At 66.9% G+C, this 12,475-nt stretch carries 15 protein-coding genes; 6 read left to right on the top strand and 9 right to left on the bottom strand.

What is annotated here, in order from left to right; translation table 11 throughout:
• Position 1 precedes the first annotated feature (1 nt).
• On the top strand, positions 2–208 hold the full coding sequence (locus CR152_RS16785) for a hypothetical protein (protein WP_099876227.1): 207 nt from the start codon (positions 2–4) through the stop codon (positions 206–208).
• A gap of 52 nt (positions 209–260) precedes the next feature.
• Here the strand turns inward: CR152_RS16785 and CR152_RS16790 are convergent, their stop codons facing one another.
• The gene (locus CR152_RS16790; protein ID WP_099876229.1) at positions 261–707 is read right to left on the bottom strand and encodes a group I truncated hemoglobin; all 447 of its coding nucleotides are present in this window, start codon (positions 705–707) and stop codon (positions 261–263) included.
• Positions 708–845: 138 nt separating this feature from the next.
• Between CR152_RS16790 and CR152_RS16795 the strand changes: the two genes are divergently transcribed.
• A complete protein-coding gene (locus CR152_RS16795) occupies positions 846–1,064 on the top strand; it encodes a hypothetical protein (RefSeq protein ID WP_099876231.1) in 219 nt (72 codons plus the stop codon).
• An 88-nt stretch (positions 1,065–1,152) separates the two neighbouring features.
• On the opposite strand, the gene CR152_RS16800 is transcribed toward CR152_RS16795, so the two are convergent.
• From CR152_RS16800 to CR152_RS16830, 7 genes are all read right to left on the bottom strand, one after another.
• Positions 1,153–2,250, bottom strand: a complete 1,098-nt coding sequence (locus CR152_RS16800) for a glycosyltransferase family 9 protein (RefSeq protein ID WP_099876233.1) — start codon at positions 2,248–2,250, stop codon at positions 1,153–1,155.
• Positions 2,247–2,813, bottom strand: a complete 567-nt coding sequence (locus tag CR152_RS16805; RefSeq protein WP_099876235.1) for a D-glycero-alpha-D-manno-heptose-1,7-bisphosphate 7-phosphatase — start codon at positions 2,811–2,813, stop codon at positions 2,247–2,249. Before CR152_RS16805 ends, CR152_RS16800 begins: the two co-directional genes overlap by 4 nt.
• 3 nt (positions 2,814–2,816) lie before the next feature.
• Positions 2,817–3,569 (bottom strand): SDR family oxidoreductase, encoded by a 753-nt coding sequence (locus CR152_RS16810; protein WP_099876237.1) that lies wholly within the window; start codon positions 3,567–3,569, stop codon positions 2,817–2,819.
• 11 nt (positions 3,570–3,580) lie between these two features.
• Entirely contained in the window at positions 3,581–4,909 is a 1,329-nt protein-coding gene (locus CR152_RS16815; RefSeq protein WP_099876239.1) for a glycosyltransferase, read from the bottom strand.
• Positions 4,910–4,944: 35 nt separating this feature from the next.
• Positions 4,945–5,922: a glycosyltransferase gene (locus CR152_RS16820; RefSeq protein ID WP_099876241.1), complete on the bottom strand. Its 978-nt coding sequence runs from the start codon at positions 5,920–5,922 to the stop codon at positions 4,945–4,947.
• 393 nt (positions 5,923–6,315) lie between these two features.
• Entirely contained in the window at positions 6,316–7,203 is an 888-nt protein-coding gene (locus CR152_RS16825; RefSeq protein ID WP_099876243.1) for an alpha/beta hydrolase, read from the bottom strand.
• Between the two features lie 84 nt (positions 7,204–7,287).
• The gene (locus tag CR152_RS16830) at positions 7,288–8,034 is read right to left on the bottom strand and encodes an AraC family transcriptional regulator (RefSeq protein ID WP_229413426.1); all 747 of its coding nucleotides are present in this window, start codon (positions 8,032–8,034) and stop codon (positions 7,288–7,290) included.
• A 179-nt stretch (positions 8,035–8,213) separates the two neighbouring features.
• Between CR152_RS16830 and CR152_RS16835 the strand changes: the two genes are divergently transcribed.
• From CR152_RS16835 to CR152_RS16850, 4 genes are read left to right on the top strand one after another with little or no spacing between them, the layout of a single operon-like run.
• Positions 8,214–9,110 (top strand): dihydrodipicolinate synthase family protein, encoded by an 897-nt coding sequence (locus CR152_RS16835; RefSeq protein WP_099876247.1) that lies wholly within the window; start codon positions 8,214–8,216, stop codon positions 9,108–9,110.
• A gap of 7 nt (positions 9,111–9,117) precedes the next feature.
• A complete protein-coding gene (locus CR152_RS16840; RefSeq protein WP_099882408.1) occupies positions 9,118–10,251 on the top strand; it encodes an NAD(P)/FAD-dependent oxidoreductase in 1,134 nt (377 codons plus the stop codon).
• The gene (locus tag CR152_RS16845; protein WP_099876249.1) at positions 10,241–10,504 is read left to right on the top strand and encodes a 2Fe-2S iron-sulfur cluster-binding protein; all 264 of its coding nucleotides are present in this window, start codon (positions 10,241–10,243) and stop codon (positions 10,502–10,504) included. The genes CR152_RS16840 and CR152_RS16845 overlap by 11 nt, the downstream gene beginning before the upstream one ends.
• Complete coding sequence (locus tag CR152_RS16850) at positions 10,501–11,808, top strand: NAD(P)/FAD-dependent oxidoreductase (RefSeq protein WP_099876251.1); 1,308 nt, start codon at positions 10,501–10,503, stop codon at positions 11,806–11,808. Before CR152_RS16845 ends, CR152_RS16850 begins: the two co-directional genes overlap by 4 nt.
• On the opposite strand, the gene CR152_RS16855 is transcribed toward CR152_RS16850, so the two are convergent.
• Complete coding sequence (locus CR152_RS16855) at positions 11,805–12,269, bottom strand: hypothetical protein (protein WP_099876253.1); 465 nt, start codon at positions 12,267–12,269, stop codon at positions 11,805–11,807. The genes CR152_RS16850 and CR152_RS16855 overlap by 4 nt on opposite strands.
• Between the last annotated feature and the right edge of the window lie 206 nt (positions 12,270–12,475).

Consider the following 12,475-nt stretch of genomic DNA (forward strand, 5'->3'; position numbering starts at 1 on the left):
TATGATGCAAAACAATTGCCGTACTTGGAATTTGACGAGTGACCTGCCCAGGTCGCTTCCGCTGACGCTGCGCGACCTCACTGGCCGCCGTGTCCGCGTGGTGCCGTTCGGCGCACTCATCACCCAGGATTTCGTGGCCGGCCGGGTGACGATCTTCCTCAATCAAGCCGGCCTGGTCCGCGACGTTGTTGTGGAAAATTGCGGCTAACCGCATGCCACGCCGCAAGGCTGGGGCGTCGCCCGGCGCCCCGTTGCTCCCTCTACTTGTTCAATATTTCCGGTCCCAGCTTGTCGAGCATGCTTTCCAGCTCTTCCCTGTTTGCCCGCGCAACCCCCTGCCGTTGCAACGCCTGGTCCACGTAGTACCCCATCACGCTTAACTCTTCACTGGTGATCGCCATGCCACGGTGCGCCAGCGCCATCGAATCGCCCTCGTATTTGCATGGCCCCCCGGAGAGGGCGCACACATGTAAGACCACGCTGGCCTTGAGCCGCGGCAGATTGACGCCCTCGAACGTGCGTTTCGAGCGCGGGTCGACCGACACCTTCGAGACGAAATCGTCGACCACCGCCGTCACGCCCGTCATGCCGCCCAAACGCACGAACAGGGAAGGCTTGGCCGGCGGCGCGGGCGTGGAGCAGGCGGTCGTGCCAGCGATGGCGACCACGGCGAGCAGGGCGGCAGAAATGCGAATATGTAGATTCATGGCGAGGGTTCCCAGTTGCTGTGAATGCTAACACTCAAGCCATGCAAGGGTGGTTCCGCTTCGATGGTGCGCGCGCGAACGCAAGCATTCGGCGCGGGGGCCTATACTCGCCGTTTTCCTACCGATAGTGAGAACACCATGAGCGATTCCGAGGTCAAAGTCATGCTGAGCGAGATTACCAGTGGCGCAGGTGCGACCGTGCTCAATGCGCATCGCGCCGCGGTGACCATCGCGCAGTACATGCAATTGTGCGAAGGCTTGCGGGGAATTATTCCGGACGGCGAGGTCAGCCTGGTGGCGGCCAGGTTGACTGCGGGAATTATCTCGAACCCGAATTTCGCCTTGTCGACCGAGTAAGCTGCACGGCGTCTTACCTCGACGCCGTCCTTGCCGTTACCGGCAAAGATGGCGGTAACGGGCTTGCCAGTCGCCCCAGTGGCTTGCGTCAACGGCGTTGCGCCCGGTGATGAATTTTTGCCGCCATCAGACTGCATACCGCCTCCACCACGACTTTCGGGGCCACCTTGTCCAGGCAGTCGTGATGCACTTGCGGGCACACGCTCTTGTAGCAGAAGCGGCACGGCACATCATGGAACAGCAAGCGGCTTTCCACCTGCCACGGCGTGTGCTGCGGATTGGTCAGCGCATACAGCGTGGCCAGCGGCGTTCCCACGGCCGCGGCAATATGCGCCGGTCCCGTATTGTTCGACAATACAACCGTGGCCAGGCGGATCGCCGCCCCGAGCTGTCCCAGATCGAGCTGGCCGGCCAGCGAGTGCGTGCGCACGCCGCAAGTGCTGCGGATGCCATCGATCAATTCCGCCTCGTGCGCATCCCCGGTCAGCACGATCGGGCAGCCAGTACGCCTGGCCAGCGCGCGGATGACCTCGGCCCAGCGCGCCGGCGGATAGCGGCGCGAGGCCGCACTGGCACCCGGGTGCATGAGTACCCACGGCTGGCGCGGTTCAATGCCGCGTTCGCCCAGCATGTGCCGCACCGCCTCCACATCGTGCGCGCGCACGGCAAACTGCAGGCGCGCAGTGCTGTCGCCGCGGCAGCCGATGCTGGCCACCAGGTCGAGCTGGCGCTGCACTTCGTGCCGGATCACCGACTCGGGCTCCTTTTCCAGCACCCAGTGCGACAGCATGCGGTAGGGGTTTTCCCGGCAATGACCGAGGCGCAAGGGAATGCCCGCCATATAGCACATCAGGGCGGCCGGCAGCGCGCTCTGGCTGTAGGACGTGAAAATCACTGCCGCGTCGAAGCGGCGCTCGGCCAGACGCGCGATAAAGGCGCCGTCGCTCGACGGCGGATGGCCGCCGCCAGCCTTGATCCACGGCGCCGCATAGCCGATCACGGCGTCCACATCGTCGAGGTAGGGCGCCAGCGCCGCGCCGCTCCCCGAACTGAGCAGGGTGAGCACGCGGTCCGGCCGCGCCTGCTTGACGGCGCGGATCGCCGGCGTGCACATGAGCACGTCGCCCATCGCATCGAGGCGTACGCACAGGACGTTGCGCGCATCGGCCCAGTCCGGCGCGCTCATCGGCGCGCCTCGTCATCGTTGACGATCATGACGGCGGCCCCGTACAGATCGGTGGCGATGCAGGTGGGAACGCGGTGCGGGCCGAGCTGCCACTCGGTTTCGTTGCCCTTGTCGATCAGCAGCGTGCGGCAGCCGGCGCGGTTGCCGGCCTCGACGTCATGGAGGATGTCGCCGACCATCCACGAGGCCCGCAGGTCGATGCCGTGTTCGCGCGCGGCGCGCAGCAGCATGCCGGGCATCGGCTTGCGGCAGGTGCACGGCAGCGCATACGCCTGCACCTTGCCGTCCGGATGGTGGGGGCAGTAGTAAAAGCCGTCCAGGCTGAGCTGCTCGCGGAACAGCAGGTCGGCCAGGCGCCGCTCGACGCAGTCCATCGCCGCTTCGTCGAAATAGCCGTGCGCGATGCCGTCCTGGTTGCTGATGATGAAGAAGCGGTAATCGCAGCGCGCCAGCAGGCGCAGGGCGGCGCCGGCGCCGCTGCACAGGGTGATGCGGCGCGGCTCGGCGTTGTAGGGCACGTCATCGACCAGGGTGCCATCCTTGTCCAGGAAAATCGCTTTCATGTTTTATGGCCAGGAGGATTCTTGCATGGGCAGCACGGTGATCTCGGCCACCACGCTTTCGCGCGGCAACAGCAGCACGGAGCGGATGGCTTGCGCCACGTTCATCGGGTCTTGCAAGGTCGCCTGGTCGAGGTCGGGGAAGCGGTCGAGCAGGAACGGCGTGCGCATGCCGCCCGCGATCACGGCCGTGACCTTGATGTTGTGGGGCCGCAGTTCGGCATGCATGGCGTGCGACAGGCCCAGCAATCCCCACTTGCTGGCATGGTAGGCGCTGGCGTTGGGCCAGGCGCGCTTGGCGGCGGTGGAGGCGACATTGATGATGTGCCCGCCCCCGGCCGCGCGCATGTGTTGCGAGGCATGTTTGGCCAGCAGGAAGGGCCCGTTCAGGTTGGTATTCATGACGCGCATCCATTGCTGCGGCGTCATGTCGGCCATCGGGAGGGTGACGTCGGTGCCGGCATTGTTGACCAGCACATCAAGGCGGCCGAAGCGCTCCAGCGCCGTGCCAATGGCGTGCTCGGCGCTGGCCGGGTCGCCCACGTCGAAGCCGAGCGCGTGCACGCGCACGCCATGTTCGCGTAGGATGTTGGCGCTGACGGTGGCCATGTCGCGGTTGATGTCGGCGACGATCAGGTCGGCGCCGGAGCGCGCCAGCAGCTGGCACAGCGCCGCGCCGAGACCGCTGGCGCCGCCGGTAACGAACACTGCTTTGCCGCGCAGGCTGGGCGCTTCGTGATCGAGGTGTTGGTCGGACATGAGGCATTCTCCTATCGGGTGGACAAACGGGAAACGGCGCACGCGGCGCTGCCGGCGGGAACCTGCTTGCCGACCACGTCGGCGTAGATGGCCGCGGCCTTGCGCGCCACGTGGCGCCAGGTGTAGTGCTGGAAGGCGCGGCGCATGCCTTCGTCGCCCATGCCGGCCGCCAGGGCGGGATCGCGCTGCAGCAGGGCGAGCTTGTCGGCCACCGCCTGGGCGTCGCGCGGCGGCACCAGGAAGCCGCTCGCGGCATCGAGCACGGTATGCTTGATGCCGCCCACGGCGGCGCCGATGACTGGCCGCGCGCACGCCATCGCTTCCACCGGCGTAATGCCGAACGGCTCGTACCAGGGCGTGGTGACGAAGACGTTGGCGGCGCTGTACCAGTAGCGCAGTTCGGCCCGTTCCTTGCGGCCGGTAAAGCGCACCTGCGCGCCCACGCCCAGCTGCTGCGCCAGCGCGCGCAGGCGCGCCAGCTCCGGCGTGTCGTGGTAGGGGCTGGCGGCAGCCTCGCCGCCGACCACCAGCAGTTCGGCGTCGATGCCATGCTGGCGGCGCAGCAGCGCCAGGGCGTGGATGACGGTATCGATGCCCTTGCGCGGGACGATGCGGCCGAGTTGGAGCACCAGGAACTTGCCCTGCGTGAGGCCCAGTTTCTGGCGCGCCAGGCGCATCGGCACCGGCCACAGTTCGTGCGGATCGAAGCCGCAGGGGGCGATGTCGATGCGCTTGCCGGGCGCGTCGTAGAGCTGCTCCATGTCTTGCCGGTCCTGCGGGCATTCGGCGATGATGCGGTCGGCGTGGCGCATCAGGCTGTTTTCGATCTGCAGGCGCGATGGCGGAAAGGCGTCCGCAGCCCCCTGCGCGCGCAGCCTCACCTGGCCCAACGCATGGAAGGTGATGACGAAGGGAATGCCGAGCACCTCCTTGAGATGGTGGGCGACCATGCCCGACATGAAGAAGTTGGCATGCGTCACATCGTAGAGCGCTTCCTGGCGGCGCGCGAAGCGGGCCACGAAGCGCGCGAAGGTGTCGATGTAGGGCAGCATGCGTTCCTTGGGAATGTAGTGGGCCGGCCCGGCCGGCACGTGCACCACGCGGATGTTGTTGCGCCAGTGCACCAGCTGCTTCTGGCCGATGGCGTCGCGCCGGGTGAAGATGTCGACCAGGTAGCCGGCCAGCGCCAGCTCGCGCGCGAGGTGGGCCACGTAGACGTTCTGGCCGCCGCTGTCGACGCTGCCGGGCGCGGCCAGCGGCGAGGCGTGCTCGCTGACGATGGCGATGCGCCTGACGGCGCCATCGGCGCGCGGGTCCGGATGTAAGTCACCAAGTAACATGCCAGCTCCTTTGTTGATTTTTTAGTGGAATTTGCTCAGTAAAGCTGCCCGTGGAAGGGGGCGCGCGCCAGATCGGTCACGTGGCACAGCGCGCGGTCCCAGTCGTCGCAGAAGCGGCCGATGGCAAAGTGTTCGCGCGCGCGCCGCCGCGCCTGGGCCCCGAGCGCACGCGCCAGGGCGGGATTGCGGCCGAGCTCGCGCATGTGGCCGATCAGGGTGCCGAGGCGCGTATCGATGAAGCCGTTCTCGCCGTTGGCGATGACGGCCGCCATTTCGGTGGTGGCCAGTGCCACGACGGGCATGCCGACCATCATCGCTTCGATCACGGCCAGGCCCAGGCTGGTGTAGCGGATCGGGTTGAACAGGTAGCGGTAATTGGCGGCGAAGGCGGGCAGCCTGGCATGTTCGATTTCGCCCAGGCCGCCAAGTTCCTGCGCGCCCATGCCGACCAGTTCGAGCGGCACGTCGGCACGGGCAGCTTGGAAGATATCGGCGCCGAGCCGCCGGCCACGCCGCGCCAGATGGTTGATGACGACCAGGCCGCAGTCGAGCTGGCCGCGGTAGTGAACGCCCTCTGGCACCTTGACGCCGTGCTCGATCACGCAGCTTGGGGTGGTGCCGCTGTCCCACATCAGCGCGTTGAAGGGGGTCACGTGCACCAGCAGCACTTCCGGCGTATCGACCAGGTGGCGGGTATCGGTGGGGTGCTCGCGCGGCGGGTCGTGTTCTATATAGATGCGCGGCAGCGCGCGCTGGCTGGCGCTGAGAAACTCGTACTGGTCTTTCTCGTACTGCTCGTCGTCCTGGAAGATGATGCAGTCGAACTGGTGGTGGCGCGCCTCGGACACCGGCATGTCGTGCACGTTGTCGCCCCACGGCATGTTGGTGGTGCGGCCGCCGTAGCCGGGCGGGCGGCCCGGCTTGGACAGCACGTAGAACTCGTGCGGCGCCTGGGTGAGGTAGTACAGATAGCTGCCGTGGGTGTGCCAGGTCAGCACTTTCAGCCGGCGCATGGCGGCCTCGCGTGCATGTGGTCGTGCGGATCGGGTGTTCTCGACGTCATGTTGCCTCCCTGCGAGCGGTGAACGATGAGAATGGTTCGATTCGAGGAGAGGCGGACGAGTTCCTGCTGTATCGCGCGGTTTGAATCTGCATCAAGTGCACGCTTGATGGAGCGTGGGGACAGGGAGGGAGGGAGGAGGGTAATACCGTTGAGAACTTGTCGTTCCCGCGCAGGCGGGAATCCAAGTTCAATGAGCCGCCTGCAACTGCGCTACGGAACTGGATTCCCGCCTGCGCGGGAATGACGGTTTTGAGTTTGTGATCAGAAAACCGCTGAACCGAACTCCATCAAGTCGAGCGGCCAGTTCCTGGAGAGGCGGGAACCAAGTTCATACTGGGAAGAGTTAGTTAGTCGTGCTGGCAGTCACAAGCCGTCCGGCATCGCTTTTGACGAACTGTTCCACGGTGTTCAGCGTCGGCGCCAAAAAGCGCAGCGGGGCGGCCATCGATGCCACCAGGGTGGCGTGGCTGACTTTGTCGAAATGCAGTTCCTGCACCGCCACACCCTTGCCGCGCAGCCTGGCCGCCATCGCGCCCGTGTTGCGCACCGGGTCGACCAGCTTGTCGCTATTCGCGGCAATCAGCAAGGCCGGCGGCGTGCCCGCCCTGGCGTGGTTGATCGGCTGCGATTCCGGTGGCGTGTTGGGGAAGTGGAATACCGGCTGCGTGATCTTGTTTTCGATCGGCAGGAAATCGTAGGGCCCGGCCAAGCCGATCCAGCCGCGCAGCGCGGCCGGCTGCATGCCCTGTTTTGCCAGCCATTGCGGATCGAGCGCCATCATGGCCGCGTTGTAGGCGCCGGAGCTGTGGCCCATCACGAACAGGCGCGCCGGGTCGCCGCCGTAGCGTCCGATCTCGCGCACGGTCCAGGCGACGGCACGCGCCGAATCATCGAGAAAGTCGGGATAGCGCACTTCCGGATACAGCCGGAAGTCGGGAATGACGGCCACGATGCCGCGCGCGGCCAGTGCCCGCCCGACGAAGGCGTAATCCTCGCGCTCGCCCTTGGTCCAGTTACCGCCCAGGAAAAATACGACGACCGGCGCTGCCACGCCAGAGTCTTCCGGCGAGTACACATCGAGCTTGTGGCGGGCGTTTTCGCCGTAGGCCAGGGCGCTGCCGCTGCGCAGGCCGCTGCCGGGCGAGAGCGCGTTGAGGGTCGGCAGCGGCGAGCAGGCGGCCACGCCGCCCAGCAAAATCGCGCCGAGCAGGGCCGCATGCAGTTTCTTCATGGTTATCTCAAATGGGTAAGCGTCGGCCCATTATATCGACGGCTAACAATTGGCCGTGTACGCTTGAGTTCGCCTGAAGCGTGCTTAATCCCCGCGGCAATGCGCCCTGTACTGGACCGGACTCATGCCCGTGTGAGCCTTGAACTGGCGGCTGAATGCGCTGTGGTCGGTATAGCCGCAGGCGTACGCAATCTGGGCGATGCTGTTCTTGGTGCCGGATTCGATCAGCGCCATCGCCGCGCCCAGGCGCGATTGCAGCAGCAACTGGCGCGGCGAGTAATGAAACACGCGCTGGAACAGCCGCTCCACGCGCGAGAGAGACAGGCCGGCATTGGTGGCCAGTTCCTCCATGCTGACGTTGGCGTGATAATTTTCGCGGATGTGGGCGGCGATGTCGGCGATCTTGCGGTACACGGGATGCAGTTCGTCGGCCAGGCCCAGGTCTTGCGAGGTGCCGGCCAGGCCGACGATGGCGCCGTTCTCGTCGCGCAGGGGCGTCTTGTGGGTCAGGCACCAGCCGCGCGCGCGGCTCGGATACAGGTGCAGTTCGAGGTGCTTCTTGAGCGCCGTGCCGCTGTCGATCACGTGGCGGTCCTGCGCCTGGTAAGTCTGTGCCAACAGGCGCGGATGGACTTCGAGCGCGGTGCGCCCGATCAGCTGGTCCTTGCTGCGCAGGCCGCAGCGCCGCACCAGGGTGGTGTTCACGCTCACGTAGCGGCCCTCGCGGTCCTTGACAAAAAAGGCCACGTCGTTGAGCGCGTCGAACAGGGCTTCCAGTGAGGCCAGCTGCACCGCGCGAATGGCCGGGGCCTCGCATAACAGCGTACTCATGTCCATCGGGGGTCTCTCCAGTTCGGTCGCAATGCGGTAGTATAAATCGGCACGGCGAAAATAATTGTGCCGATTTGAGCCTTTGCACGCTCGTCCATCGATCAAGACCGCAGCCCTTGACAGGGCTAATCTGGATGCTTCTAAACCGACCGGCGCGCCGGAGAAAGCAAGGTACCCCCATGTGGCAAGGTGTTATTCCCGCTGTATCGACCAAATTCAATGAAGACGGTTCGCTCGATATGGGCGAAATGGAGCGCTGCTTCGGTTTGCAAATGGAGGCCGGCTGCGATGGCCTGATCGCCTGCGGCTCGCTGGGCGAAGGCCCGATGCTCACGCAGGACGAACGCATCGCCGTGCTGCGCCTGACCAAGCAGGTCACGGGGAGCAAACCGGCCATTCTGACGGTGGCCGAAGCGGGCACGCGCGAAGCCTGCGCGCTGGCCGAAAAGGCTGCCAAGGCCGGCGCCGACGGCCTGATGGTTGTGCCGAGCACGATCTATCACAGCAACCACCGTGAAACCATCGTCGCCCTGCGCGCCATTGCCGCGGCGGGCGACTTGCCGATCATGATTTACTCGAACCGCCTGGCGTATCGGGTCGACGTGACCACCGACATGCTGGAAGAACTGGCCGACGATGCGCGCTTCGTGGCGGTCAAGGAGTCGTCCGACGATATCCGCCGCACCACGGAAATCATCAACCGCCTGGGCCAGCGCTACGATCTGTTCACCGGTGTCGACAACCTGGCGTTCGAGGCGCTGGCCGTGGGCGCGGTGGGCTGGGTGGCGGGGCTGGTGCTGGCCTTCCCGAAGGAGACTGTGGCCATTTTCCGTCTGATGAAGGAAGACCGCCAGGCCGAGGCGCTGTCGATCTACCGCTGGTTCCGGCCTTTGCTCGACCTGGACGTGTCGACTTACCTGGTGCAGAACATCAAACTGGCCGAGGCGATGGCGCTCGGCTCGACCGAGCGCGTACGCGCACCGCGCCTGCCGCTCGAAGGCGAACAGCGCGCGCGGGCCGAGCGCATCATCCGCGCGGCGATGGAAACGCGTCCGCAACTGCCGCGCTTCGGCTGACGCAGTGGTGCGGGGGTACGATGCGATCGTGGTGGGCGCCGGCATTGTCGGCGCGGCCTGCGCGCTGGCGCTGCGCGAACAGGGCATGACGGTGGCACTGGTCGATGCGGCCACGCCGGGTTCGGGCGTCACGGCCGCCGGCATGGGGCATCTGGTGGCGCTGGACGAGAGCAGCGACGAGCTGGCCCTGTGCCTGATGTCGCTGCGGCTGTGGGACGCCTTCATGCACGACCATCCGGGTGTGGGCGAGCCCTCGCGCTGCGGTACCTTGTGGGTGGCCGAGGACGAGCATCAGCTGGCCGAGGCGCACACGCGCGCCGCGCGCCTGTCGGCGCAGGGGTGGCACGCCGAAGCGCTCAGTGGCGACGAGGTCGCGCGGCTTGAACCGGCGCTGCGCCAAGGCTTGTGCGGCGGCGTGCGCGTGCGCGGCGACAGCGTGGTGTATCCCCCGGCGGTGGCGCAGTTCCTCAGCGAGCAGTTCACGCGCGCCGGCGGCGAGCTGCATCTTGGCCGGCGCGTATGCAAGGCCGGCCAGGGCGGCTTGACGCTCGACGATGGCACGCGCCTGAGCGCGCAGGCGGTGGTGGTGGCGGCCGGCGTGCAGTGCGCGCGCCTGATGCCCGAGCTGCCGATTTTCGCGCGCAAGGGACACCTGGCGATCACCGACCGCTATCCCGGCCGCCTGGCGCACCAGATCGTGAGCATGAATTATGGCCAGAGCGCCGCCGGCGACGATGCGCTGGCGGTTGCGGCCAACGTGCAGCCGCGCCCCACCGGGCAGTGGCTGGTGGGGTCGTGCCGCCAGGATAGGCGCACCGACAGCGCCATCGAACCGCCGGTGCTGGCGGCCGTGCTGCGCAGCGCAATCGGTTTGCTGCCCTGCCTGGCCGACATGAACATCGTGCGTGCCTGGACCGGCATGCGGCCGGCGTCGCCCGATGGCCGTCCCCTGATTGGCGCCCATCCCGGGCGGGCAGGCACCTGGCTGGCCTGCGGCCACGAAGGCCTGGGCGCGACCACCGCGTTCGCCACCGCGCGCCTGCTGACCGACCAGATCATCGGGCGCGCGAGCCAGATCGATGCGACGCCGTACGCGCCGGCGCGTTTCGCGGCATTGGCAGAGGTCAGCGATGGCGACTGAGGACATTCTTGTGCAGGTCGATGGCCGGCCGGTCGCCGTGGCGGAAGGCGCGAGCGTGATTGCGGCGCTGGTGCTGGCCGATTCGCTGTGCACGCGCCGCTCGGTCGGCGGCGAGGCGCGCTTTGCGTTCTGCGGCATGGGCTATTGCCAGGAGTGCCGGGTCAGCATCGATGGCCGGCCGCACCGGCTGGCGTGCCAGAGTGCGTGCCGCCCCGGCATGGTCATCGTCACGGGCGCGGGGAGCGGGACATGAGCGCTCCGGTGATCGTGCTCGGTGCCGGTCCGGCAGGGCTGGCGGCGGCGGAGGCGGCGTCGGCCTCGGGCCAGAGCGTGCTGCTGATCGATGAGAACAGTGCGCCGGGTGGCCAGATATGGCGTGGCGGCCCGCAGCGCTGGCGCGACGAGCGCGCCAGCCGGTTGTGGGAAGCACTGCGTGCGCGAGCGCACGTGACCATGCTGGGCGGGGCGCGCGTGGTGGCGCCGGCCGGCCCGCGCGCGCTACTGCTGGAAGCTGCCGACGGCGCGCTCACCCAGCCATGGGAAAAGGTTATCGTGTGCAGCGGCGCGCGCGAATTGCTGCTGCCGTTCCCGGGCTGGACGCTGCCCGGCGTGACCGGCGCGGGCGGCCTGCAGGCGCTGATCAAGGGTGGCATGCCGGTGGCGGGCAAGCGTGTGGTGGTGGCCGGTACCGGACCGCTGCTGCTGGCGGTGGCGGCGACTGTCCGCGAGCATGGCGGGGAAGTAGTGGCGCTCGTTGAACATCGCGGCAGCGGCGATCTTGCGCGCTTCGCGGCGAAGCTGGCGCTGTCGCACCACGGAAAACTGCTGCAATCGCTGCAGCTGGCGGCGCGCTTGCGCGGTGTGCCGTATCTGCGCGGCGCCAGCGTGCTGGCCGCCGAAGGAAGCGGGCGTATCGAACGCGTGCTGCTGCGTCAACGCGGGCGCGAGAAGGCAATCGATTGCGATTTTCTGGCGTGCGGCTTCGGCCTGACGCCATCGCTGGAACTGGCCGCGTTGTTCGGCTGCGCGGTGGAGCAGGGCAGGGTCGGTGTCGATGGCGCGCAGCGCACCAGCGTGCAGGGCGTGTGGGCGGCGGGGGAGTCGACCGGCATTGGGGGCGTGGACAAGGCGCTGGCCGAAGGGCGCATCGCGGGACTTGATGTGGTCGGCGGTGCGCCGAACGCCAGCGACCTGCGCGCGCGAGGCACGGCGCAGGCGTTCAGCGCGCTGCTGGCGCAATCGTTTGCGCCCTTGCCGTCGCTGCGTGCGATGTGCACCGGCTCGACCATCGTCTGCCGCTGCGAGGATGTGCTGGCGGCCGACCTGGCGCCACACACAGGCTGGCGCAGCGCCAAGCTGCAAACGCGCGCGGGCATGGGGCCTTGCCAGGGCAGGGTATGCGGGACGGCCTGCACGTTCTTGTACGGGTGGGAGGCGCCGGGCTTGCGCCAGCCGGTGTTCCCAGCCAGCGCCGCCACGCTGGCGCTGCCCCAAACGCTAAGGGTGGACACGGTCGCCCGTGCCCACCCCGAATCACCGCAACAGCAGACTAATTAATCTGGGGTGCCGTCGCTGCGGCGTCCCACGTTGCTCTGCTGCGACTGACGGCTGCCTTCGTCCAGATCGGCCGACTGGCGGTTCTGCTTGTTGGACAGGCCGGTGTCGTCATCCATGTCCTGATCGGCCGACAGGCGTTTTCCGCCAGGGCTTTTTGGCATGCCACCGGCAACATCGTTGGATTGATGCTGTCCCGGGATGCCTTGCTGCTGGCTACCGGTTTGCGAGCCGGAACGTTCCGTGCTTTGCTGGCCGATCTGCGAACCTTGTTGCGAGCCACCTTGCTGCTGCTTCGAGCCGCCCAGGCCGCCCGACTGCTGCGATCCGCCCAGGGTGCCCGATTGGTTCGATTGATTCAGATTGTCTTTCTCGACTGTGCCGCCGCGCGACGACGATTCCGATTTCTCGTTGCCGCCATTGCTGGATTGATTGTTCCCCTCGCTACGCTGGTTCGAGTTCATATATTGATTCCTTTCCGAGTAGACACAACATAGGGTGGCACCCGCCACTTGCGGAGGGACGGGGTTAGCGTCCAGTCCGTAAGCGGTGTTGCCAGGATTGGAATCATGCGCGTCCCTTCCCGGGCGATGTATCGGAACACGATCCGAAACTGTGTAGGACAAATCCCCTGTAAAGCGAACCAGTAGTATCGGGGTATCGAGTACCA

It is taken from the genome of Massilia violaceinigra (assembly GCF_002752675.1).
GTDB classification, from domain to species: domain Bacteria; phylum Pseudomonadota; class Gammaproteobacteria; order Burkholderiales; family Burkholderiaceae_D; genus Telluria_A; species Telluria_A violaceinigra.

Excerpts from the sequence above, each read along its gene's own strand:
- CR152_RS16785 (WP_099876227.1), top strand. The coding sequence starts at position 2 with ATGATGCAAAACAATTGCCGTACTTGGAATTTGACGAGTGACCTGCCC.
- CR152_RS16790 (WP_099876229.1), bottom strand. The coding sequence starts at position 707 with ATGAATCTACATATTCGCATTTCTGCCGCCCTGCTCGCCGTGGTCGCC.
- CR152_RS16795 (WP_099876231.1), top strand. The coding sequence starts at position 846 with ATGAGCGATTCCGAGGTCAAAGTCATGCTGAGCGAGATTACCAGTGGC.
- CR152_RS16800 (WP_099876233.1), bottom strand. The coding sequence starts at position 2,250 with ATGAGCGCGCCGGACTGGGCCGATGCGCGCAACGTCCTGTGCGTACGC.
- CR152_RS16805 (WP_099876235.1), bottom strand. The coding sequence starts at position 2,813 with ATGAAAGCGATTTTCCTGGACAAGGATGGCACCCTGGTCGATGACGTG.
- CR152_RS16810 (WP_099876237.1), bottom strand. The coding sequence starts at position 3,569 with ATGTCCGACCAACACCTCGATCACGAAGCGCCCAGCCTGCGCGGCAAA.
- CR152_RS16815 (WP_099876239.1), bottom strand. The coding sequence starts at position 4,909 with ATGTTACTTGGTGACTTACATCCGGACCCGCGCGCCGATGGCGCCGTC.
- CR152_RS16820 (WP_099876241.1), bottom strand. The coding sequence starts at position 5,922 with ATGCGCCGGCTGAAAGTGCTGACCTGGCACACCCACGGCAGCTATCTG.
- CR152_RS16825 (WP_099876243.1), bottom strand. The coding sequence starts at position 7,203 with ATGAAGAAACTGCATGCGGCCCTGCTCGGCGCGATTTTGCTGGGCGGC.
- CR152_RS16830 (WP_229413426.1), bottom strand. The coding sequence starts at position 8,034 with ATGAGTACGCTGTTATGCGAGGCCCCGGCCATTCGCGCGGTGCAGCTG.
- CR152_RS16835 (WP_099876247.1), top strand. The coding sequence starts at position 8,214 with ATGTGGCAAGGTGTTATTCCCGCTGTATCGACCAAATTCAATGAAGAC.
- CR152_RS16845 (WP_099876249.1), top strand. The coding sequence starts at position 10,241 with ATGGCGACTGAGGACATTCTTGTGCAGGTCGATGGCCGGCCGGTCGCC.
- CR152_RS16850 (WP_099876251.1), top strand. The coding sequence starts at position 10,501 with ATGAGCGCTCCGGTGATCGTGCTCGGTGCCGGTCCGGCAGGGCTGGCG.
- CR152_RS16855 (WP_099876253.1), bottom strand. The coding sequence starts at position 12,269 with ATGAACTCGAACCAGCGTAGCGAGGGGAACAATCAATCCAGCAATGGC.